This window comes from Photobacterium sp. J15, from assembly GCF_963870815.1.
Classification (GTDB): Bacteria; Pseudomonadota; Gammaproteobacteria; order Enterobacterales; family Vibrionaceae; genus Photobacterium; species Photobacterium marinum.
Genome location: NZ_CAWMUI010000002.1, coordinates 1,063,300 through 1,086,494, shown reverse-complemented (window position 1 = coordinate 1,086,494; position 23,195 = coordinate 1,063,300). Strand labels below are relative to the sequence as shown.

Below are 23,195 nucleotides of genomic sequence, written 5' to 3'. Positions count from 1 at the left end.
TTGCAGCCTTTTACAGTTTGTATGTTCGAAACGCTTTACAGGAACATCAAATCACGGAACAATGGTCGGGAATTAACTTTTAAGTAACTTTTGACGAGATTATGGCAGAAAAGAAAGCGAACCCGTTTACTGATTTGATTTTCAACGTAATTGTTCCTTCTGTTGTACTCATGAAAATGAGTGGTGAGGATCAGTTGGGCTCCGTCGGTGCCTTAGTTATCGCTCTGGCATTTCCGGTTGTATTCGGCGGTTATGAATTAATTAAGTTCAAGAAATTCAATTTTATTTCATTATTGGGTTTTGTCAGCGTGTTGCTAACTGGTGGGATAGGCTTGCTGGAGCTGGACACTAAGTGGCTGGCTGTAAAAGAAGCGCTTATTCCGGGCTTAATCGGTCTTGCTGTATTCATCTCGACCTTTACTAAGTATCCGGTTGTAACCAAGTTGCTGTTTAATGATTCTGTGTTGAATTTGACGCTGATTAAACAGAAGCTGAGCGAAAACGGCAGACAGCCGGATTTCGATAAGTGTCTGATGCGTTCTAATTACCTGTTTGCGAGTACTTTCGTGTTCTCATCTGTAATGAACTATGTGCTGGCAAAAATGATTGTGACCAGTCCGTCTGGTTCTCAGGCGTTTAATGAAGAACTGGGTCAGCTAACTTTGATGAGTTACCCGATGATTGCGATTCCATCCATGTTGATGATGATGGGGATTTTCTACTTTGTATGGCGTCAAATTCGTCAGATGACTCAGTTGGAAACTACGCAGATTTTTAAGATGCAGTAACCGCACGTTGTATACTCATCTCTTGATTAGATTAAATGCCAGCCGAATGTTGCTGGCATTTTTATTTGCGCTTGCTACTTGCTGCGATTTATCGCACACTTTGCGCGATTTATTCATAGTTAGATTAGGGTTGCTATCATGGCTTCAACAGCAGCAGCGCTTCACATTCTGGTGAAGCACAAAGAACAAGCAGACGATATTCTTAAGCAATTGAAGAAAGGCGCTAAATTTCAGACGCTTGCTAAGAAATACTCAGCTTGCCCATCCGGCAAACGTGGTGGCGATCTGGGCGAGTTCCGCAAAGGTGCTATGGTTCCTGCTTTCGACAAAGCCGTGTTTACAGGCAAGGTGCTTGAGCCAATCGGTCCGGTAAAAACCAAGTTTGGTTACCACATCATTAAGGTGCTTTACCGCACCTAATCTGATTTCAAAGCAGAAGATAATAAGAAGGACATCATTGGATGTCCTTTTTTGTGTCTGGCGTAACAACCGTTTTAAACGGAACCGTTATTTCAGCGGAAAAACTATCTCAGTGGAACAACTATCTTATTACTGCGTGTATCAGTTTTCGCCAGAATTGTTGGATAAAAATGCTTCAGAGCCAACAGAGAACATGAGCTGAATGCAAAACATAGACATATGATTTCGCTGTACTCGCGAGCGTTTGACGGTGTAAATATCAGCAGCAGCCCCAAAGCTACACCCAGCAGGTTAAGGCTAAATAGCAAAGGAAAGGCCAGTCTGAAGAAAGCCTGAAATGTGAAGAAGAAGCTGAATAGTCCATGTCTAATCTTGTTCATCACGTCACCTTAAAGAAGTAAAGCCTTTATATAAGAGTAATAATCAATTGCGTGATGGCAAATTAGTTGGAGTTTTTGATACCTCCGGCTTGTTTCTAGCCGGAGGTGTATGGGTTATTTGCACTGGGGATTGGAACTGATGTGCAGGAAGTCTTTGCAAGGTGCTATTGTGTCGAATTCAGGAAAGTTGGATGCCTCATTTCCCTGCTTGTTAAACCAGTAGAAACCGGCTTCTGCGGAGTACCATAGGTACAGGCCATCCTGTCGGTAAAGCATATAGCTTTCATATCCGATTGTCTGGCGGTAAACGTTATCGAACCTAGTTTCCATTTGGCTTGGAAGCTGGATGTTCATAGCCTTTAATTCTTCTTTGGATTTGATCCAGTAGAAATATTCAGGCTTTGTCGTCGTCATTGCCAGAAAGGGTACAATTGTGGTCTCTTTCAGCCTGAACTCGCCCCCTTTGAATGAAATTGGAACAAACTGTTTCTGTTTTTGGTTCATCCGATAAGTGATCCCAGTGAAGTTCCAGTAGTTTTGTTCTTTTTTATGGACGAAATACTGAGATAAGTTAGGGGATACCTGTCCGTTTTCCAGATAGAGATTGTACGATTTCGCAGACGATGTAATGGCGATGTCGTCGTTAAATACAGACATACAACCAATAGACAATGATTCTTCAGTCATCAGTGGCCAGAAAGATGCTAGTTCAAGATGGCTGAATCTCAGTGCTCGGGCTGAGTTAGGGTCACAAACGTTTTGTTCGTTCTTTTCACAAAAGGCTATGGAGTAATAGTTTTCGGTTTTGGCAATGAAAAACAGATTGTCATGGAATTTCTTCGGAGACAGGTGTTGCTCCGTACGGTTCAGAAGAAAATCCAGATCTTTTTGATTTTGTGCCAATAACACTATGGTGTTGTTATTGTTTTTGTCTGCTACTTCGTAAAAGAAATCTTTTGGTTGAAGGTAGAAATAGACAGCTGCAGCTGATGCTAATATCAATGTACAAGCAGCAGAGAAAAATGCTATTCGGAGCTTATTTCTCTTTGGTTTCTGGCTTTCAGGGGCTTTTTTTACTTCTGGTTCGGCTGCTTGTTCAGGCTCTTCATAAGGCGTTACCTTTATTATGTATCCCAGCTTAGGGATCAATTCGATGATTTGCCCTTTCTCTTCTTCCTTCAGTTTGATTCTAAGGTTTCTTATTGTTTGAAATAAGGAGGTTTTTGTTACGTCTTTGCGAACCCAGCCTGCAGCGAGTAAATCAGGTTTGGAGACCATACGTGGTGAATTGATAATTAGCGCATACAGAACTTCGCGTTCTGCGCGGTTCAAATCAATATGACGGTTTTTGTATGTAAGGCGCTTGGTTGAGCAGTCAAAGATTATAGCTTTTCCCAGCTGGACTTTAAGTGCGGTGCCTTGATGATCGGACATGCTCTGGTTGCTCAGGTGAAAGTGACTTTGTTTAATGTTGCATTCAGTCCATTAATAATAATTGGCTGATCTATTTATAATAATTAATTTTATTCTTGAATACTGCCACACATTATCCACATAAGCCAGACAGGAATAACTGCAAAACACACTATATTTCAGTTCAGTATAAACATGTAGTGTGTTTTTAGGATTTGTTTTCATTATTCATATTTTTTTAACCGTAAAAAATGCCCAACATGGTCATTTTTGCGACAAGGGAGGATTGCGACGATTCCTATACTGAACTATGCGCTCACTGACAAAAAACAGAACTAAAACCCAGAGCTAGTGAGTAGCTGTGTTTGGGGGGACTGTATGGACATAAATACAATGCGCAACATAACTGTTGCGTCGACACTGACTGTAAGCTCAGTTTTTGGTACTCACATCTCTTATGCTGCAGAGCAGGAACAAACAAATTCAATGACTAGCAGAATTTCTCAGGAGGTTTATCTGGCCATTTCCGATTTGATGCGGTTAGCCAATGATGTGAGAGGGGATAAGGTAAGTAAGGATGATCTGTCACAGTCGAGATCATCGCAGGCTATGGCGACAAGCACTCGTGGACTAAATGGCAATGAGATGGCGATGCGTGCCAGTGACCTTCGTTACGCATCTAAGCAAAAGACATGGCCGGCAGGTGGAACACAGATATCAGAGCTTATGCTGTATCAGGACGGATTGGCTGGTGAGCAGAACTATTCACGGCTGGGAGCCTATGTTCGGTTTGATTCAAATGCTAGTACTGTTAGCAAAAATGACAGAGCTTATCTCTCTAAAGATGTAGCACAAAAGCAGGATGGCTATTCAGTTACGTTAGGTGGTGATTATCTGTTTAATGATCATTATCTGTTTGGCGTCGCTTTGGGGCTGCCGTTTAATGAAGATGAAAATGAAGGTTATGAAAGTGAAATAGATGGCTTGGTGGCTTCTGGTTACTTCAGTTATTTTCGTGACGATTGGTATGTTGACTTCACGGCCAGCTATGCACTGATGGATACGGATATTGAGCGACGTATTCGACATTACAGTGATAGCGTATTTAATAACACGAATGACGTAGATTCAGATATTTGGGTATTTTCCCTGGGGGGAGGCTATGTCGTTGACTACAACTATCTGAACATCGCGTTTGAAAGCAGTATTCAATACACACTGTCTGACACTGATCGCTACAGTGAACGGCCGTCTAAAGGGATCTCAAATTATTTAATATCTAAAGTTGATAATATTAACGAACTTGAATCAACAATGTTGATTGCCGGTTTGAGTGCGTCACATCCTGTTCGAACTAGTTTAGGTATTTTTCAGCCCTATATCCGTGGATATCTCCATTATGATATCGACAGCGGATCCGAGCGAATTATAAGTCAACTCAAGGCAGATAACTCGGGCAGTATTTTACCGATTATTGTGAATAGCAATGACACAGTCTATGGCCGTGTTCACCTTGGTTTATCTGGTGCATTCAACAGCGACTGGCATGGCTTCGCAGAAGCCAGCAGTTTAGTCGGGCTTGATGATATCTCAGCTTATACCTTTACCCTAGGTGTCAGTATTGCACTTGATTAAAATTGGATAGCTGCATAGTGATTAGGTGAATTACAACCTATGGTGAAGGGATAACATGCTTCAGACGATCGTTTCCACGATCATTGGAGCTAAAGTAGAACTCCAGTTCAAACATTATTCCGGGATTGATTTTGTAATTAAAATCCTCCTGGAAATCAAGTTCAGGTGTTGCTGTAAAATAAAGCCATTTTTTGTATAGTCGATGCTTCCAGCCAATGGATACCCAGGAGTTGGTTACTGAATAGTTTGGTCTTGAATCTGCACTGACACCGATAGAGTATTGCAGAAGGTTATCTTGGTCGATTCGGTCAAATATCTCGGCCTGTTGAACGACTTCCCAGTTGTTATCCGTATCCAGGTATTGTGCGTTCAGGCTCAGTTTGAGAATCGTTGAAGGTTCCTGAGTGATTGCATGGTAAAAATTGAAAGACGTTAATGTACCCGGGCCTTTGGATTTGTAGTAAAAAACTTCTTGTTTTATACGGCTTGTCCACTCATAACTCAGTTGATCTGTGCGATAAACTTCTATTCGAGTAAAAGGATCAATTGGGAATTTAAGTTTTAGCCCTAAGTCAAAATTGGTTTTCCATTCACCCAGTTTTCTTCCCTGAAGACGAACACCTCCAATGGCTCCACTCAGGCTGCTGTTACTGTTGGCGCTGATGCCGCGTTCTTTATCTTCAAGACGATCAAAGTCATCCGGATCACTTTCAAAGATTATTTTCCAGTTTTTCTTTGTGTGCGGTAAGTCCAGTTTAAGGTAGACGCTACCGTCTGTTTCAAGGTATTCGCGGTGAGAGTACCGACTCTTTAACCTAAGGCGGAGATAGCTGCGGTTATTAATTGGCTTTTCATCTTCTTTTTTGCCGACAAAGTGATCAAGTGAGGTGCTGTAATCATGAATACTGTCTGCAATCGTCAGCTGAGTATCATCAATCCAACTCACAATGTCGTTTTCAGATTCTTCTGTTATAGAAGAAGTAGTTGCATTTTCTGATACCGGTGCTGCGAACACATGCTGGAAAGATGTTATTGCTGTGACCAGTAAGCTGAGTTCAATAGCGGATATTATGTGCCGGGCAGTTGGTATTGATGTGATGAAAGGATGTCTGCCCAGCAATATTGAACAGTTATAATTATTATAAGCCATCATAACACCATGATTTGATAACTATTTTAATTATAGCTGTTTTAGTGATGAAAGTTGAAATGCATGCAGTTTCATTAAATTTGAGATTTTGTTCTAGAAAAATGATGATAGTAAGTTTATTAATAAATAATTAATCTTAATGTAATCGCAATTAATTTGTGATTAAACATAATCTTAGTATTTAATTGGGTCAGGTTTTGTTACTTTTTTGAATTTATAAGTGAGTAATTTATCGTCTACAATTGTTTTGTTAGATAATCTGGACATTCCGATACAGGAATATAATGGAGCGATGGCATCATGGACAGTTCAGACTTTGATAGTGTTAATCATGGCCTTCCAATGACAGTTAATAATATTGTTGAATCTTTAGATGAACAGCATTTATCTCTGCCAACAATGGAAGAATTTCGTTCAATATTTGACGAAAATACAAAGAGCTATATAGGCCCAATGGATCAGCTCAGCGTTGAAGGAATAACAAATAACTTTGAGAAGCAATTTGCCAGAGTAAAAAGAGCAGGGCGGGTGTTATATCAAATAGAATCGCAACAAAGATTTTTAAAATCTCAGCAATAGAAATTGCTTTGCTGTAACTCAAACTTCTATCCTTGACTTGTTCAGACTTGGCGGTGGTTATGTTCAATGACATAACCATCTTTTTTTGTTTTTATAAAATAGATTATTGTGAATTATTTGAGGTCGAAGTCACGAAAATACGGTGGAAATTTACAATACCTATGAATTGTTGGACTAAGTTTTAATAAAAAACCTTAACCAACAGTAAGTTATATATTATTACGATCATTCTCATTAGTGGCATTGATTTCCTGCGAATTCTACATCTGTTGGCTACACTTTAGATATTTCAATCTTGTGCATTGCGTTGCAATCTATATTGGAGTTAATAATGATTTTTAGTTCAGATGCGGATGGCGTAAAACGTGATATTTCAACAGCAGTAAATGATATTTTTGATTCGTATGAGCAAGCACATAATTGTTTGCCGACGATGGAAGAATTCAGGGCGTTATTTGATAGTTATGCTGACCAATATATTGGTCCGGATAATAGACAAAACGTTGTCAATAAAAAACATGAACAAAGTATACGAGATAAAAGAGAGATGGTTATATGGCAGGTTGCCAGTGAACTGGAAGCCGAGCAGCGTTATCTAAGAGCAGATTAATACATACAGAATATTTGGTTGCTACTATCTCATAGCCCTTTGGCGATAATTGGAAGCAGTTCTGATTATCGTCTTTTTTTATTATTTTGTATCATGTCGGCTGATGTTTTTTGTATTGCCGTGATTTTAATGCCAGCGAAGTTCGTGACGTCGGCTGTTTTCCCATTTTTTCAGTAAGCATCCATCCGGCTGATGCGATTTTGTCTAAATCAACACCCGTTTCGATTCCCAGCCCTTGGCAGAGATAGATGACATCTTCAGTGGCAACATTTCCGCTTGCTCCTTCAGCATAGGGGCACCCGCCGAGACCGGCAGTGCTACTGTCTATGACGTTAACTCCCATACTGAGAGCCTGGTAGATATTAGTCAGTGCCTGTCCCCAGGTGTCATGAAAATGTACCGCGAGATTTTCCAGCGTCACCTTACTGGCGACAGCTTCTATCATTCTGGCGATACGCAGTGGTGTGCCTGTTCCAATGGTGTCGCCTAGGGATATCTGGTAACAGCCTAAATCAGTCAGTGCCTTAGCAACATCGGCAACTTGTTGTGGTGGTGTCGGACCATCATAGGGGCAATCAGCAACACAGGAGAGGTATCCTCGAACCGGAATTTGATGTTTTTTTGCCAGCAACATAACTGGCTCGAAACGTTTCAGGCTTTCTGAAATTGAGCAGTTGATATTGTGCTGGCTGAAACCTTCAGACGATGAGCCAAAGATAGCAATTTCTTCAGCTCCGGCGGCGAGGGCAAGTTCAAACCCCCGAATGTTGGGAGTAAGGGCAGAATAGATAACGCCAGGTTGTTTTTGAATTTGTTGTATTACTTCCATAGAGTCTGCCATTTGAGGTACCCATTTCGGGGAGACAAATGAGCCTGCTTCGATGTGACGTAATCCGCTTTGGGAAAGCCGGTTGATAAATTCTATTTTGTTTTCTGTACTGACGTGGGCTTCATTTTGGAGCCCGTCTCGGGCTCCGACTTCAAAAATAGTTACTTTTTCCGGAAGTGTGGCCATCTGAAACTCCTTTTTCTTCGGGACTATCAGCTTTCTTATCTATTTCTATTTGAAACTGACTAACTGCTCACCATGTTCAACCTGATCGCCAGGCTGGAAATGAATATTGGTTACGGTTCCTGCATACGGAGCCCTGACTGTATATTCCATTTTCATCGCCTCAATAACCAGCAGCGGTTGTTCTTCATCTACGGTGTCGCCGGGCTGACAAAGCAAGGTGCTGACAATACCGTTTAGAGGAGCGACTGCCTGATTATTTTCTTCTTTACTGTGCAGGTAATCAGCCTGATGACCAAATGTGAATACGTCATACCAGTGGTCATGATAGATGTGGAGGCGGTTTTGACAGTAAACGGCGCTGAAATGACAGGAGTACCCGTTTACTTCAATCTGAAAGTCGTTAATCCCTGAGTTATGTGGATTTTCAGTTGTCGATAAAAGATGGATATCCAGACTTGCGGCTGACTCAGGCTCGTTATTTGTAGCTATCTTTTTGAGCTTTGTTTTTAGCGAGCAGAACGTTTTATCTTCCAGATGCTGGAAACTCAGCTTATAGCAATCGCCCTTATCTGTATTTATGACGGTATCTGAATACGGATCCTGGTTGAGTCGCCAGCCATATAAATCGGGAAATGGTTGTGAGTGACGACTTTGTTCTATTTCGGCAACGGCCGCAAACAATGCAAGCTTAGGGATCTTGGCGACTGAGTGTTTACCGGTTTGTCCTGTTTCAAATAGTGGTGGAGCAATGCACGCTAACTCTGCTTTATATTGATCAATGAAATGCGTATTGAGTTGAGCTTGTTGAAAAGCCGGATGCTGAATTACTCTTTGTAAGTAGGGAATATTGGTTTCCAGGCCAATCAGACGATAATCAGAAAGTGTTGATGACAGCTCATGAGTAGCCCGCTCTCTGTCCTCCGCCCAAACGATGAGTTTTGCCAGAATAGGATCGTAATATGAGGTGATACTGTCATGCTGCCTGATGCCGGAATCAAGTCGGATACAGATTTGATCGTTATGATAGGTCAGAGGCTCTTGAAGGAAATGGATTTGCCCGGAAGATGGAATGAAATCTTGTTCCGGATCTTCAGCATAGATTCGGACTTCAATTGCATGGCCGCGGTGACTGATATCTTCCTGCTTAAGCGGCAGGGTTGAACCTTCTGCGATTTTTATTTGCCATTCAACCAGATCTTGCCTCGTGATTAACTCGGTAACCGGGTGTTCAACCTGCAGGCGGGTGTTCATTTCCATGAAATAAAATTGCTCATTACTGTCGAGAAGAAACTCAACAGTCCCAGCTCCTACATAGCCAATCGCTTTGGCGGCATCAACGGCGGCTTGTCCCATCGCTTGGCGTAGCTCGGCAGACAGTCCTGGAGCAGGGGCTTCTTCAACAATCTTTTGATGACGGCGCTGAATTGAACAATCCCGATCGGAAAGATAGATAGTATTGCCAGCCTGATCGGCAAAAACCTGAATTTCAATATGCCTCGGTTGTGTTAAATACTTTTCAATCAGCAGCTGGTCATCGCCGAAAGCGGCTTTTGATTCGCGCTTGGCTCCGGCAATAGCTTCTGGCATCTCTGCGGCTGAATTGATAATTCGCATGCCTTTACCGCCGCCGCCAAGAGCAGCTTTGAGTATGACCGGATAACCGATCTGACCGGCGATATCGAGTAATTTATCCGTTGAGTTATCTGCGCCATGATAGCCGGGAATCAGCGGCACATTGGCTTTTTCCATTATGGTTTTGGCTTCAGATTTTGAACTCATTGCCAGCATGGCTTCGGCTGTCGGGCCGATGAAGATGATGTCATTGGATTTGCATGCTTCAGCAAATCGGGCATTTTCAGAAAGAAAACCATAGCCGGGGTGGATGGCTTCTGCACCAGCCCGTTTTGCTGCTTCAATAATCTTCGGGATGTTGAGGTAAGAATCTTGTGCCGGGGCTTTGCCAATCAGAATGGCTTCATCCGCCATTGCTACATGCTTTGCCTTTTGGTCGACATCGGAGTAGACCGCTATGGTGGTTATGCCCTTTTTTTTTGCTGTTGAAATGATACGACAGGCGATTTCACCTCTGTTTACGACCATCAGTCGCTGAATTTTTTTGCCTGCTGATTCATTCATGTCTTGTGCTCCATGCTGGTGGTCGTTTGGCAAAAAATGCTTTCAGACCTTCCTGACCATTGGGTGAAACTCGAATATCAGCAATAAGGCCGCTGGTGGTTTCTCTCAGCTCTTCGTCTATTTCTCTGTTATGGCACAACTGGCACAAGGCTTTGGCCTGAGTCAGTGCCTCGGGACTGTTATGAAGTAGTTGCTCGATAAGATGTGATAATAATCTGTCCGTTTCCTCGTAGAGGCTCCGAACTTCATGAATGATCCCGAGCTTGCGGGCGGTGGCAGCGTTGAAACGTTCTGCAGTCAGCATATAACGCCGAGCCTGGCGCTGGCCTATTGCCCGACAGATATAGGGGCCGATGGTGGCTGGAATCAGACCAAGCCGCACCTCACTGAGACAGAAATGACTTTCTGCACTGGCAATGGCGATATCACAGCAGCAGATGAGACCCAGTGCGCCGCCGTAAGCGCTGCCATGAACCTGGGCTATGGTCGGGGCCGGAAAGGAATCGAGTTCGGCCAGTAAGTTTGCCAGTTGAGAAGCATCTTTATGATTCTCCTGAACTGATTTGTCTGCCATGGATTTCATCCAGTTAAGATCCGCGCCGGCGGAGAAGTGACGTCCTTTGCCGTTCAGAACCAGTATTCGGATATCTGTTCTTTCTTTTAGCAGCGCAAGGTAGTGGCTTAAGGTTTTAACAACGCTGGCATCAAAAGCGTTATGTTTATGGATTCTATTAAGCGTGAGAGTGGCAACACCAGAACCGGATACGGAGCAGAGGACATCGGCATCAAGTTCTGTATGCAGGTTGGTGTAACTTGATGTGGACTGGTTCATTGTTTGCTCCTTGCTTTGCCTTATCGCATTAAGTTATGTGGAGTCACTTACATTCTGAAAATACCAAACTGGCTGTCAGGTATCGGTGCACGCAATGCCGCGGTTAACGCAAGGCCGACCACATCTCGGGTCTGGCGCGGGTCGATAATCCCGTCATCCCACAGGCGGGCACTGGCGTAATAAGGAGAGCCCTGAGTTTCATACATTTCATGCACTGGTTTTTTGAAAGCTTCCTCATCGGCTTGTGACCAGCTTTCTCCGTTACGTTCTTTAATGTCTCGGGTAACCTGAGCAAGAACCTCGGCAGCCTGTTCACCGCCCATAACGGAGATTCGAGTGTTGGGCCACATCCACATCATGGTTGGGTTATAGGCTCGGCCACACATGCCATAGTTACCGGCACCGTATGAACCGCCGACGATCACGGTAAATTTAGGAACATCGGCACAGGACACGGCCATCACCATTTTGGCTCCGTGTTTAGCGATTCCTTCAGCTTCGTATTTTTTCCCGACCATGAAGCCGGTAATGTTCTGGAGAAACAACAGGGGGATTTTCCGTTTGGCGCACAGTTCTATGAAATGAGTACCTTTTTGAGCGGATTCTGAAAACAGAATGCCGTTATTGGCGATGATGCCGATTGAATGGCCATGAAGTCGAGCAAAACCACAGACCAGAGTTTCGCCATATAAGGCTTTGAATTCGTCTAAATCGGAATCATCAATGATCCGGGCAATGACTTCTCTGATATCAATTGGTTTGTGCAAATCTGTGCCAACAATCCCGAACAGATCATCCTGTGGGTAACGAGGCGGTAATACCGGATGATCCGGTTTGTATGATTTCGAAAGGTGGCTACTGGTGATGGCCTTACGGGCCAGCTCCAGGGCATGGTGTTCGTCGTGGGCATAATAGTCGGCAACACCGGATGTTTTGCAATGGACATCGGCGCCGCCCAGTTCTTCTGCCGTGACAACTTCGCCTGTTGCTGCCTTTACCAGCGGCGGTCCGGCCAGAAAGATCGTACCTTGTTGCTTGACGATAATGGCGACATCGGCCATGGCTGGAACATAAGCACCGCCCGCGGTACATAATCCGAGTACGACCGCGATTTGCGGAATACCTTTGGCCGACATTCGGGCCTGATTAAAGAAGATACGCCCGAAATGGTCACGGTCGGGAAAAACTTCAGCCTGATGTGGAAGGTTAGCACCGCCGGAATCGACCAGATAGATGCAGGGCAGGTGGCAGCGTTCGGCGATTTCCTGAGCGCGAAGGTGTTTTTTCACAGTCAGGGGATAGTAGGTGCCACCTTTTACTGACGGGTCGTTGGCGATAATCATACATTCTATGCCTTCAATGTAGCCGATTCCTGCTACAACTCCGGCACAGGGAATAGGTTCGTCGTAGACTTCCCAAGCCGCAAACTGACCGATTTCGAGGAAAGGGCTTCCATTGTCCAGTACGGCATCAAGGCGTTCACGAACAGGAAGTTTGCCCTTGGCTTTTTGCCTTTCTACGGCTTTGCTCCCGCCTCCTTGCAGAATTTGGTGAGCTCTGGTTTGTAGCTCATCCACCAGCTCTGCCATATTCTGACTGTTCTGCTTAAACTGTGTTTCGCCCGGATGGATATGAGTCTGAATAATCGCCATGGCTGTCCTTGCTTTGTTGGTTTTTATTTGGATTCTTCAAACAGTTCCCGTCCGATCAGCATTCGGCGGATTTCAGATGTGCCAGCACCAATTTCATAAAGCTTTGCATCCCGAAGCAGTCGTCCGGCCGGAAATTCGTTGATATAGCCATTACCGCCAAGTAACTGAATAGCATCAAGCGCCAGCCGGGTGGCGAGTTCAGCACTGTAGAGGATCACTCCGGCGGCATCTTTACGGGTTGTCTCACCTCGGTCACAGGCTGCAGCGACGGTGTAGACATAAGCCCGTGCGGCGTTGGTTCGGGTATACATATCGGCAACTTTGGCCTGAACCAGCTCGAACTCGCCGATAGACTGGCCGAATTGTTTTCGGTCATGGATATAAGGAACGACCAGATCCAAACAAGCTCGCATGATGCCAAGTGGCCCGGCAGCAAGAACAACCCGCTCATAATCGAGGCCGCTCATCAGCACACTGATCCCTTTATTTAATTCACCGAGCAAGCTGCTCGCCGGGACTTCACAATTTTCAAATACCAGCTCACAGGTGTTCGAGCCACGCATTCCCAGCTTGTCGAGCTTTTGGGCGTGGCTGAATCCCTTCATGTCTTTTTCAATGATGAAAGCAGAGATGCCGTGAGAGCCTGCATCGGGATCGGTTTTGGCATAAACCACTATGGTGTCGGCATCGGGGCCGTTTGTGATCCACATTTTGCAGCCGTTGAGGATGTAGCGGTCGCCATGCGGTTCAGCTTTTAATTGCATGCTGATGACATCGGAACCCGAGTTCGGCTCGCTCATCGCAAGGGCACCGATTTTCTTTCCGCTGATCAAATCGGGGAGGTATTTCTTTTTCTGTTCGTCCGTGCCATTTCGGTAAATCTGGTTGACGCAGAGGTTAGAGTGAGCGCCATAGCTCAAGCCGACCGAGGCTGAAGCGCGGCTGATTTCTTCCATTGCAATGGCATGAGCTAGGTATCCCATACCGGCTCCGCCGTATTTTTCATCAACAGTGACCCCAAGCAGACCCATTTCGCCCATCAAGGGCCATAACTGGTTGGGAAACTGATTGTCCTGATCGATTTGGGCGGCTAGCGGGGCAATGTTTTCAGCGGCAAAACTGTTGACCTGTTCACGCAACATATCCATGGTTTCGCCGAGACCAAAATTAAGAGGGGAGAACAGATCTTTCATAGCATCTCCGATTCAGCAAAATGAAGAAGAAGGGGTTTAAAATTTGAAAACAGTCTAATTAAGCGCTTTTTGGTTTAGAGAGCGCCTGTTGGCACCGGATTTTAGCTGTCTGTAATTCGTTCATTACCGCGTTTATATCGTCAAGCTGTTGTTGCAGAATAGCTTGTTTTTCATCAATGATTCTTAGCATTTCGTGAAGCTGAGTCTGACTCTGATCTGTGTCGTACAGCTCGAACAGTTCCTTGATTTCTGCCAGGGAAAACCCCAGCCGCTTGCCCCTTAAAATCAGCTTCAGTCTGACCTTATCTCTGTGCTGGTAGATTCGGATATTGCCACTTCTTGACGGATGTAGCAGACCAACATCTTCATAAAACCGAATGCTGCGGGTAGTAACATCGAACTCTTTTGCTAATTCACTGATTTTAAATGTTTCCACTGTCCGGCACCCTCCTGAATAAGGGTATTAACCGATCGCATACCTGCATCAAGGCTGCTGACGGAAAGAAAATTTACGTTTTTCTAATTGATAGATTTATTTGTTTCTTAACGTTTACGTAAATGTTAGTGCTATGCTTACGAAAACGTCAAGAAATCGAAAATGCTCAAAATAAACAATGACTGACATTCGATTTCGCACATGTTGCTATCGTCAGAGAGAGGGCGGAGTGATGGACAAAAGCGTTTGGATAGTGGCTGCCCGCCGTACCGCTATGGGCAGCTTCCAAGGTCAGTTTTCTTCTTTAGCTGCACCGAAATTGGGGGCATTTGCCATCCGGGGCGTAATGGAAAGTGCCAGAGTGGCACCCGATCTCGTCGACGAAGTCTATATGGGCTGCGTTCTACCTGCTGGTTTGGGACAGGCTCCGGCCAGGCAAGCAGCTCTGGGCGCTGGGCTTCCTTCCTCAACAGGCTGTACCACCATTAATAAAGTATGCGGTTCCGGAATGAAATCAGTGATGCTGGCTCATGATTTGATTCAGGCCGGGACAGCAAGCACTGTGATTGCCGGTGGGATGGAAAGTATGTCCAATGCGCCTTATCTGCAAAAAGATGCCCGCAAAGGACTCCGCCTTGGTCACAGCTCTTTCTATGATCATATGTTCCTGGATGGGTTACAGGATGCCTACGAAGGTCAACTGATGGGTTTTTACGCTCAGCAGATTGCCGATAGATATGAGTTTACCCGTGAAGAAATGGATAACTGGGCAGCACTCTCTGCTGAAAGGGCGGTAGCGGCTCAACTGACTGATGTTCATGATGATGAAATTGTTCCTGTTCGGCTGGAAGAGAGTAAACGCGCCGTCTCACTAATAGAACAGGATGAGCACCCTGGTGAAATTAAGATTGAAAAAATAGCGGCATTAAAACCGGCTTTTGCAAAAGAAGGAACGGTGACAGCGGCAAATTCGAGTGCAATTTCTGACGGTGCGGCTGCGCTACTGGTAATGGATGCAGAACTTGCAAAACAAAAGGGATTAGAGCCGCTGGCGATAATTCGCGGTCATACAACTCATGCCCGTCCACCTTCTGAATTTACGATTGCCCCGGTTTATGCCATACGGCAGTTACTGGATAAGCTTAACTGGTCAGTAGCTGATGTTGATTTATGGGAAATTAATGAGGCGTTTGCCGTTGTTACTCAAATTGCTATACGGGATCTGGGATTGGGTGAATCCAAGGTTAACATCCATGGAGGAGCCTGTGCACTTGGTCACCCAATTGGTGCAAGCGGAGCAAGGATTCTGGTGACTTTGATTCATGCATTAAGGCACCGAGCTTCTGCTCTTGCCGCTGATTCCCTGGGCAGTGAGAGTCCTGCGCTTATGAAAGGAATCGCTGCATTATGCATCGGAGGCGGAGAAGCAACGGCTGTCGCTATTGAAGTGCCTGTTCTGTGACGGCGTCACGTTAATGAATGCAAGCATACGAATTTATTGAATGGAGGGCTCAGCGCCCGGAGGAGCAAACATGAGTCACCATGTTCCCGTCTATATCAACGGTGAATTTCGGCAGTCTTTTTCACTGGAATGGCTGGATGTCACCAATCCGGCAACCAATGCTGTTATTGCCCGATTGCCATGTTCAACTGAGGATGAAGTTGAAGAAGCCGTTGCCAGTGCGCGCGAGACTTTCAAAAGCTGGAAAGAAGTGCCGGTGCCTGAACGGGCCAGATTGATGCTGAACTATCAGCAGTTGCTCAAGGAGCATCATGATGAACTGGCTGAGTTGTTATCGAGTGAGACCGGGAAAATCATTGCCGATGCCAAAGGTGATGTCTGGCGCGGTATTGAAGTTGTTGAGCAGGCTGCCAATATTGCCAGCCTGATTATGGGAGAAACTGCTGAAAATATTGCAGCGGATATAGACTCATACTCGATTACCCAGCCATTAGGTGTTTGCTGCGGGATCACCCCGTTTAACTTTCCGGCCATGATCCCGTTGTGGATGTTTCCAATGGCGATAGCAGCGGGTAATACCTTCGTGCTGAAACCCTCTGATCAGGTGCCGCTGACTTCAATTCGTTTGGCTGAACTCTTTAAGCTGGCCGGTGCGCCTCCCGGTGTTTTGCAAATCGTTCACGGACAAAAAACGCAGGTGGATTACTTGCTGGCTCATCCTGATATTAGGGCTGTTTCATTTGTCGGTTCAGTCCCTGTTGCCCGTCATATTTACCAAACAGGTACTCATCACCTTAAACGGGTACAGGCGTTTGCCGGGGCCAAAAATCATTTGGTTGTAATGCCGGATGCCAACAAAGAGCAGGTGATCAGTAATCTTGTCGGTTCATCTGTCGGAGCCGCAGGTCAGCGCTGTATGGCGATATCTGTCGCTGTGTTTGTTGGTGGGGCAAAAGAGTGGATTGCTGATTTGAAAACCGAGATGGAAAAAGTCAGCCCCGGAGCCTGGAATGATGATAAAGCAGGATATGGTCCTTTGATCAGCAAGCAGGCTAAAGAGCGGGTGCTGGATTTGATTAAGGAAGGTAAAGCACAGGGTGCGAGATGTGAACTTGATGGTAGCCATTGCGAAGTAGACGGTTATCCGGATGGTAACTGGGTTGGGCCGACATTGTTCAGCGGTGTTCAAACTGATATGTCCATTTATCAGCAAGAAATTTTCGGGCCGGTTCTGGTTTGCCTTGAAGTGGATACTTTAGATGAGGCGATCGCTCTTGTTAACGCCAATCCTTACGGTAACGGCACTTCTGTTTTTACCGCCAGCGGGGCGGCAGCACGTAAATTCCAGCATGAAATTCAGGTCGGACAGGTCGGGATAAATGTGCCGATTCCTGTGCCGTTACCTTTCTTCTCGTTTACCGGCTGGCGCGGAAGTTTTTACGGCGATCTCCATGCCTATGGCAAACAGGCAGTACGTTTTTATACCGAGACAAAGACCGTTACTTCTCGATGGTTTGAAGATGATATTCCGACCGGACCAAACCTGACTATCCATTTACGCTAGGTCAGAAGTACAGCTCTTATGTGCTCTTATGTGCTCTGATGTGTTAAGGGAGGACTGATGGATTTTGAACTTAATGAAGATCAGCGGGCATTTGCTGAAACAGCCCGTCAGTTCGCCCATGACCAGTTGGAACCGAATGCAGCTCAATGGGATGAAGCGCAGTCTTTCCCTAAAGACGTATTAAGGGAGGCTGGCGAGCTGGGCTTTCTTAGTCTTTATGTGCCGGAAGAAGACGGTGGTCTTGGTTTGAGCCGTTTGGATGCGTCGATTATATTTGAACAACTGGCGATGGGGTGCACTTCAACCACTGCATTCATGACCATACATAACATGGTGACATGGATGATTGCGTCTTTTGCTACTGAGTCGGCGAAAACGCACTTTTGCCCGAAATTACTGACTGGTGAATGGTTGGGATCCTATTGCCTGACTGAAGCAAATGCGGGGTCGGATGCGGCATCGTTAACAACCAGCGCGATCAGGCAGGGAGGCAACTATATTCTCAATGGTGCCAAGGCGTTTATTTCCGGAGCCGGTGAAACTGATGTGTTGCTGGTGATGGCGCGCACCGGCGAGCCGGGCTCCGGTGGCATTTCTGCTTTTATTGTTCCGGCGGACGCTCAAGGAATCAGCTATGGTCGGAAAGAGCCCAAAATGGGGTGGAACAGTCAGCCGACTCGGGCTGTTACGTTTGAGAATGTTGCTGTTGCGGTTGAGAACCTTCTTGGTCATGAAGGTGACGGCTTCAAAATTGCTATGAAAGGGCTGGATGGTGGCCGCATCAATATTGCGACCTGTTCATTGGGAACTGCTCAGCAAGCGTTGAATCAGGCGCGTCAGTATGTCATGGAACGCCAGCAATTCGGCCAGGCATTGTCTCAGTTTCAGGCGGTGCAGTTTAAGTTGGCGGATATGGCAACGGAGTTGGTTGCAGCCAGACAATTGGTTCGTTATGCCGCCAGTAAACTAGATCGTCAGGATATGGGCAGAACGGCCTATTGCGCAATGGCAAAGCGCTTTGCAACAGATATTGGTTTCAGGATCTGCGATCAGGCACTGCAGTTATACGGCGGCTATGGCTATATCAAAGAGTACCCGCTGGAAAGGTATTTCCGTGATGTCAGGGTGCACCAGATTCTGGAAGGTACCAATGAAATTATGCGTTTGATCATCGCTAGGCGGGTATTGGCTGAAGGCCCTGAATTGGTTTGAACTGATTATAAATCAAGCCGCTATTTCTATGTCAGCCATTTAGTTAAGAAGGGGAAAGCTATGTCTGCAGAGACGTCTGATGACACTTCACTTCTGTTGGATATCGACAATCATGTGGCTGTTGTCACTATGAATAACCCTCCGGCGAATACCTGGACCGCAGAAAGCCTTGAGCAACTGAGAGCCATGGTTGATAGCCTCAACGACAACAAAGATGTTTATGCCTTGGTGGTCACCGGACAGGGCGATAAGTTTTTCTCGGCTGGTGCGGATTTAAACCTGTTTGCGGATGGGGATAAAGCGATCGCTGTGGCGATGGCTCAAAGCTTTGGTCGTGCGTTTGAAACCCTGTCGGCATTCCGGGGCGTTTCTATTGCGGCAATTAACGGTTATGCCATGGGGGGCGGCCTTGAAGTGGCGCTGGCTTGTGATATTCGAATTGCTGAAGCCCATGCACAGATGGCTTTGCCTGAGGCCAAAGTGGGGTTGCTGCCCTGTGCCGGAGGTACGCAAAATCTGGCATGGCTTGTGGGTGAAGGCTGGGCCAAGCGGATGATCCTTTGTGGTGAAAGGCTTAATGCGTCACAAGCGCTTGAAATTGGTTTAATTGAAGATATGGTTGCCGTCGGTCACGGACTGGAACGGGCGAGGAAAATGGCTGAATCTGTGGCGAATCAGTCGCCGCCTGCTGTTGCGGCCTGTAAGCAGCTTATCCAGAACTGTCGCAGTGCTCCACTTCAACATGGATTACTTCAGGAGCGTGAGGCGTTTGTGAAGTTGTTTGATACCGAAGATCAGACAGAAGGTGTCAGGGCATTTCTGGAAAAGCGTCAACCGCAATGGAAAAACAAGTAAGGAAATGGGAAAAGTTGTTATGAGGATGAGCATGGGGATCTAAATAAGGAGTGGTCGCGCGGATATGACAGGTAAAGTAAATATAAGCGAGCTGGATTGCGTTGACGGACACAAAATCGGGATTGCCGAACTTGATAATCCGGCGTCTTTGAATGCGCTAACACTCGATATGCTTAAGCAACTGAAAAGTAGCCTCGAAGACTGGGAAAAAGACGATTCAATTGCCTGCGTTTTTCTTCATGGTGTCGGTGAGAAAGCTTTCTGTGCCGGAGGTGATGTTCGCACTATGTATCACATGATGCAGGCATCATCAGAAAAGAGAAAGAACGGACAGGACGATGATTCGGCCCAAAACTTTCTGACTGAGTATTTTACCGTCGAATATAGTTGCGACTACCTCATTCATACCTATAGTAAGCCGCTGATTGTATGGGGAGAAGGGATAATTATGGGCGGTGGCATTGGCCTTTATATCGGCGCAAGTCACAGGGTTACAACGCCAAAGTCCCGAATGGCGATGCCTGAGATCAGCATCGGCTTATATCCCGATGTCGGTGGCACTTGGTTTCTTAATAAGCTTCCCTCCGGGATTGGGTTGTTCCTCGGCCTTACCGGTGCACAGATCAATGCCAGTGATGCGCTTGATCTTAGGTTGACGGAACATCTTCTTCTTCCTGAACACAAGCAAGGCGTCATCGAAAAATTGCAGGGGCAATTGTGGAATAAAGCCGATCATTTCGAGCTGGTCAGTGAACTTCTGTCTGGGTTTGAAGAAGCTGCATTATCACAACACCCGTCCAGTCAACTCATTCCTTACTTTGCCCAGATCCAGGCTGCTTGTGTTGCGGAAGATTTATCTCTTGTTTGTACACAAATAGCCGCAATTGATGGTATTGGACGTTGGCTGGAACAAGCAAAGAAAAACCTTGAAGAAGGCAGTCCGATTACTGCCTGTATTTGTTTTCGTCAATGTACTCAATATCACCTTTTATCATTGGAAGACTGTTTTCGGCTTGAGCTGGTATTGTCAGTGCGAAGTGGCTTGCTGGGTGAGTTTGAAGAAGGTGTGAGGGCGAGACTGATTGATAAATGTGGTCATCCGAGCTGGATGTATAAACGGGTAGAGGATGTGGAACAGTCCGTGATAGACAGGCTTTTTTCTTCGTTATGGGATGAAAAGGATCATCCTTTGGCAAAGCTGGGGCTGCCGCGTAAGTAATAAGCCGTTGTTAACAAGAGGAACTGAGTCATGAGTGATATTGCTACAAGCACTATTGCGTTTATCGGGTTGGGAAATATGGGTAACCCGATGGCGAAGAACCTGTTAAAAGCCGGCTGTAAGGTCAGGGTGTTTGATATTAATACTGACGCAGCAAAACAGGTCGAAAGCAAAGGCGCGCATCTTTGTCTTTCCCTTGATGATGTTATTCAGGGAGCAGATACCGTCATTACCATGCTTCCTGCAGGCGAGCATGTTCGTGCTGTCTACCTTGGTGATCATCATGGCGGTGTTGGTTTGCTGAACATGGTCGCAGGTGACACATTTCTTATCGATTCATCAACTATCGATCCTGAATCAGCGCGGCTGGTGGCCGGAGAAGCGGAGAAAAAAGGATTTGAATTTGTTGATGCGCCGGTATCCGGTGGTGTAGCCGGCGCTCAGGCGGGGACTTTAACCTTTATTGTCGGCGGTACTGATTCAGCTTTCAGCAAAGCAGAGGGTGTACTGCAACATGTGGGGAAGAATATTTTTCATGCCGGTAAAGCTGGTGACGGCCAGATGGCCAAAATCTGCAATAACCTTCTTTTAGGTGTGTTGATGTCCGGGACTTGTGAAGCCATAAGTCTGGGGATTGATAATGGCCTCGACCCTGAAGTGCTATCCAACATTATGCTACAAAGCTCGGGGCGTAATTGGGCTCTGGAGCTCTACAATCCGTGTCCTAATGTGATGGAAAAAGTTCCTTCCAGTAATAACTACCAACCTGGTTTTATGGCAAAACTGATGCTTAAAGATCTTGGGTTGGGTATAGATGCTGCCTTGCAAAGTCAATCTGCTATTCCAATGGGTACATTGGCCAGAAACCTTTATGCTTTTCATAATACGAGAGGTAATGAATTGCGGGATTTCTCGAGTCTTTTTGAGTTCTATCGGGACAAAAAATAGCGTAACAACAAGCATGTTTCTAATACCTTTGAGGGAAGACAATGCGGTTGGCGGCAGTTAGGGGGCGGGGAGTCGATGGTATGGATTTGAACAATAGTGTGATTGCAATTACCGGAGCAGGACAAGGGTTGGGGCAAATGATGGCGGTGACTCTGGCTCAGGCCGGGGCTGATTTGGCATTGATTGACTTTAATGAAGAAGGATTAAAGGAAACTCAGAAGCAGTGCCAGATGCTCAGTGCGAAAGCGTTAATCTATAAAGCGGATGTCTCTAATGAAGTGCAGGTTGAAATTGCTTTCGAGCAGATCGTTGCTGATTTCGGACAGCTAAACGGACTGGTTAATAATGCCGGGGTATTGCGAGATGGTTTATTGGTTAAAGTGAAGGACGGTGAACTGACCAAAATGCCATTGGAGCAGTTCAACACCGTAATGAATGTGAATGTTACCGGTACATTTCTATGCGGTCGTGAAGCGGCTGCGAGTATGATCGAGCTGGGTAATCAGGGAGTCATTATCAATATATCCAGTGTCGCCAGAGCTGGAAATATCGGCCAGACCAATTACTCTGCGTCTAAGGCCGCAGTAGCAACATTAGCTGTATGTTGGGCAAAGGAGCTTGGACGATATGGTATTCGAGCGGCCGCTGTCGCCCCCGGTATCGTGCATACTGCAATGGCAGATCAGTTAAAGCCGGAAGCTATCGACAGGTTGAAGCAAATGGTGCCGCTCAGCCGAATGGGAGAAGCCAGTGAAATCGCACATGCGGTGAAGTTTATCTTTGAGAATGATTACTTTACCGGTCGTGTGCTTGAAGTTGATGGCGGGATGCGAATGTAATACCAAACTGGGTATAACTCTTCGAACAGTTTTATTCAGACAAAAAAAGCCTAAACCGGATAGATAAGACCAGGCTTAGGCGCTGAATTCATTTATGTCGTGTGGGTTAATTACCGAAAACCATCACATACAAAGCCATACCGCCTCCGGTTATAAACATCAGCATGGCAATAATTGCTGCGGCCTTATTCAAAATTGAAAATAGCTTATCCATATCATATTCCTCGTTATCAAGGGGCAAGATGCCACAACCTGATCAGGATATCGAGTTTTACAAGAGGCTTGTTAGGGCGTTTCTAATCAAATCAGACTCATCATTCTGGCTTTAAAGAATGTCGCGATGGTTTTTGCATCCTGAATCTGGTTTGTTGCCACTTTTTCTTCAAACTCGGCAATAGTCAAAGAGGTAATTTCTATTACCTCATCATCATCCAGCTCGCCGGCACAATCAGACAGTCCTTGAGCAAGATACAAGTACTGAACTTCATCACAAAAGCCTGGAACCGGAAGAAGTTCACCAAGTGATTGCCAGTTAGATGCTTGAAGCTGTACTTCTTCAGCGAGCTCTCGCTTTGCACATTCCAGGATGTTCTCCTGATCTTCAAGAGTGCCTGCCGGAAACTCCAGAATCCATTTTTGAATTGCCGGACGGTATTGATTAACCATCACCAGTTTGCCGTCATTTGTTATCGGCAAAATGATAACGGCACCAGGATGTTTGACTGTGGTAAATTCGACTTCACGTCCGTCAGGCAGGGTATGTTCAGCCTGTTCAACAGAAAAGCATTTCCACTGACATAGGGTTTTATTGTTCTTTGTGTTCATAGTGGTTTTATCAAAATCAGCGAATAGAAAAG

At 45.7% G+C, this 23,195-nt stretch carries 23 protein-coding genes; 13 read left to right on the top strand and 10 right to left on the bottom strand.

Annotated features, from left to right (window positions below; translation table 11 throughout):
* Positions 1-101: 101 nt before the first annotated feature.
* Positions 102-788, top strand: coding sequence for a VC0807 family protein (locus AACQ93_RS21855; protein ID WP_064608842.1), 687 nt, complete (start codon positions 102-104; stop codon positions 786-788).
* Positions 789-926: 138 nt separating this feature from the next.
* Positions 927-1,208: a peptidylprolyl isomerase PpiC gene (ppiC, locus tag AACQ93_RS21850; protein ID WP_064608841.1), complete on the top strand. Its 282-nt coding sequence runs from the start codon at positions 927-929 to the stop codon at positions 1,206-1,208.
* A gap of 494 nt (positions 1,209-1,702) precedes the next feature.
* Here the strand turns inward: ppiC and AACQ93_RS21845 are convergent, their stop codons facing one another.
* The gene (locus AACQ93_RS21845) at positions 1,703-3,022 is read right to left on the bottom strand and encodes a winged helix-turn-helix domain-containing protein (RefSeq protein WP_064608839.1); all 1,320 of its coding nucleotides are present in this window, start codon (positions 3,020-3,022) and stop codon (positions 1,703-1,705) included.
* Between the two features lie 357 nt (positions 3,023-3,379).
* Here AACQ93_RS21845 and AACQ93_RS21840 point away from each other — a divergent pair, with 357 nt between their 5' ends.
* Complete coding sequence (locus tag AACQ93_RS21840) at positions 3,380-4,636, top strand: autotransporter outer membrane beta-barrel domain-containing protein (RefSeq protein ID WP_232323379.1); 1,257 nt, start codon at positions 3,380-3,382, stop codon at positions 4,634-4,636.
* 37 nt (positions 4,637-4,673) lie between these two features.
* Here the strand turns inward: AACQ93_RS21840 and AACQ93_RS21835 are convergent, their stop codons facing one another.
* Complete coding sequence (locus tag AACQ93_RS21835) at positions 4,674-5,582, bottom strand: hypothetical protein (RefSeq protein WP_198160224.1); 909 nt, start codon at positions 5,580-5,582, stop codon at positions 4,674-4,676.
* Between the two features lies 1 nt (position 5,583).
* Between AACQ93_RS21835 and AACQ93_RS21830 the strand changes: the two genes are divergently transcribed.
* The 3 genes from AACQ93_RS21830 to AACQ93_RS21820 all read left to right on the top strand — a co-directional run bounded on the left by AACQ93_RS21830 (position 5,584) and on the right by AACQ93_RS21820 (position 6,975).
* The gene (locus AACQ93_RS21830) at positions 5,584-5,772 is read left to right on the top strand and encodes a hypothetical protein (protein WP_198160223.1); all 189 of its coding nucleotides are present in this window, start codon (positions 5,584-5,586) and stop codon (positions 5,770-5,772) included.
* A gap of 314 nt (positions 5,773-6,086) precedes the next feature.
* The gene (locus AACQ93_RS21825) at positions 6,087-6,365 is read left to right on the top strand and encodes a hypothetical protein (RefSeq protein ID WP_064608833.1); all 279 of its coding nucleotides are present in this window, start codon (positions 6,087-6,089) and stop codon (positions 6,363-6,365) included.
* A gap of 331 nt (positions 6,366-6,696) precedes the next feature.
* Positions 6,697-6,975 carry a hypothetical protein gene (locus AACQ93_RS21820; protein ID WP_232323378.1) on the top strand — a complete coding sequence of 93 codons (279 nt, stop codon included), beginning with the start codon at positions 6,697-6,699 and terminating at the stop codon, positions 6,973-6,975.
* Between the two features lie 91 nt (positions 6,976-7,066).
* Here the strand turns inward: AACQ93_RS21820 and AACQ93_RS21815 are convergent, their stop codons facing one another.
* Genes AACQ93_RS21815 through AACQ93_RS21790 form a run of 6 tightly spaced genes read right to left on the bottom strand, consistent with a single transcriptional unit; the run spans position 7,067 to position 14,239 of the window.
* A complete protein-coding gene (locus tag AACQ93_RS21815) occupies positions 7,067-7,990 on the bottom strand; it encodes a hydroxymethylglutaryl-CoA lyase (protein ID WP_064608831.1) in 924 nt (307 codons plus the stop codon).
* Between the two features lie 45 nt (positions 7,991-8,035).
* Positions 8,036-10,126 (bottom strand): acetyl-CoA carboxylase biotin carboxylase subunit, encoded by a 2,091-nt coding sequence (locus tag AACQ93_RS21810; protein WP_064608830.1) that lies wholly within the window; start codon positions 10,124-10,126, stop codon positions 8,036-8,038.
* Positions 10,119-10,958, bottom strand: a complete 840-nt coding sequence (locus AACQ93_RS21805) for an enoyl-CoA hydratase-related protein (protein WP_064608827.1) — start codon at positions 10,956-10,958, stop codon at positions 10,119-10,121. Before AACQ93_RS21805 ends, AACQ93_RS21810 begins: the two co-directional genes overlap by 8 nt.
* Positions 10,959-11,005: 47 nt before the next feature.
* Positions 11,006-12,610, bottom strand: coding sequence for a carboxyl transferase domain-containing protein (locus tag AACQ93_RS21800; protein ID WP_064608825.1), 1,605 nt, complete (start codon positions 12,608-12,610; stop codon positions 11,006-11,008).
* Between the two features lie 23 nt (positions 12,611-12,633).
* The gene (locus AACQ93_RS21795; protein WP_064608823.1) at positions 12,634-13,803 is read right to left on the bottom strand and encodes an isovaleryl-CoA dehydrogenase; all 1,170 of its coding nucleotides are present in this window, start codon (positions 13,801-13,803) and stop codon (positions 12,634-12,636) included.
* 58 nt (positions 13,804-13,861) lie between these two features.
* Entirely contained in the window at positions 13,862-14,239 is a 378-nt protein-coding gene (locus tag AACQ93_RS21790; protein WP_064608821.1) for a MerR family transcriptional regulator, read from the bottom strand.
* A 232-nt stretch (positions 14,240-14,471) separates the two neighbouring features.
* Here AACQ93_RS21790 and AACQ93_RS21785 point away from each other — a divergent pair, with 232 nt between their 5' ends.
* The 7 genes from AACQ93_RS21785 (at position 14,472) to AACQ93_RS21755 (ending at position 22,338) form a co-directional block, all read left to right on the top strand.
* Entirely contained in the window at positions 14,472-15,701 is a 1,230-nt protein-coding gene (locus AACQ93_RS21785; RefSeq protein WP_064608820.1) for a thiolase family protein, read from the top strand.
* A gap of 70 nt (positions 15,702-15,771) precedes the next feature.
* Positions 15,772-17,265, top strand: a complete 1,494-nt coding sequence (locus tag AACQ93_RS21780) for a CoA-acylating methylmalonate-semialdehyde dehydrogenase (RefSeq protein WP_064608818.1) — start codon at positions 15,772-15,774, stop codon at positions 17,263-17,265.
* Between the two features lie 57 nt (positions 17,266-17,322).
* Positions 17,323-18,477 carry an acyl-CoA dehydrogenase family protein gene (locus AACQ93_RS21775; protein ID WP_064608816.1) on the top strand — a complete coding sequence of 385 codons (1,155 nt, stop codon included), beginning with the start codon at positions 17,323-17,325 and terminating at the stop codon, positions 18,475-18,477.
* Positions 18,478-18,537: 60 nt separating this feature from the next.
* The gene (locus AACQ93_RS21770) at positions 18,538-19,332 is read left to right on the top strand and encodes an enoyl-CoA hydratase (protein ID WP_064608814.1); all 795 of its coding nucleotides are present in this window, start codon (positions 18,538-18,540) and stop codon (positions 19,330-19,332) included.
* 64 nt (positions 19,333-19,396) lie between these two features.
* On the top strand, positions 19,397-20,551 hold the full coding sequence (locus AACQ93_RS21765; RefSeq protein WP_064608812.1) for an enoyl-CoA hydratase/isomerase family protein: 1,155 nt from the start codon (positions 19,397-19,399) through the stop codon (positions 20,549-20,551).
* Positions 20,552-20,581: 30 nt separating this feature from the next.
* Complete coding sequence (gene mmsB, locus AACQ93_RS21760; protein ID WP_064608810.1) at positions 20,582-21,499, top strand: 3-hydroxyisobutyrate dehydrogenase; 918 nt, start codon at positions 20,582-20,584, stop codon at positions 21,497-21,499.
* An 80-nt stretch (positions 21,500-21,579) separates the two neighbouring features.
* The gene (locus AACQ93_RS21755) at positions 21,580-22,338 is read left to right on the top strand and encodes an SDR family oxidoreductase (RefSeq protein ID WP_064608808.1); all 759 of its coding nucleotides are present in this window, start codon (positions 21,580-21,582) and stop codon (positions 22,336-22,338) included.
* A gap of 106 nt (positions 22,339-22,444) precedes the next feature.
* On the opposite strand, the gene AACQ93_RS21750 is transcribed toward AACQ93_RS21755, so the two are convergent.
* Both AACQ93_RS21750 and AACQ93_RS21745 read right to left on the bottom strand, forming a co-directional pair.
* Positions 22,445-22,552: a hypothetical protein gene (locus AACQ93_RS21750; protein WP_064608806.1), complete on the bottom strand. Its 108-nt coding sequence runs from the start codon at positions 22,550-22,552 to the stop codon at positions 22,445-22,447.
* Positions 22,553-22,638: 86 nt separating this feature from the next.
* Positions 22,639-23,163 carry an NUDIX hydrolase gene (locus AACQ93_RS21745; RefSeq protein ID WP_064608804.1) on the bottom strand — a complete coding sequence of 175 codons (525 nt, stop codon included), beginning with the start codon at positions 23,161-23,163 and terminating at the stop codon, positions 22,639-22,641.
* Positions 23,164-23,195 lie beyond the last annotated feature (32 nt).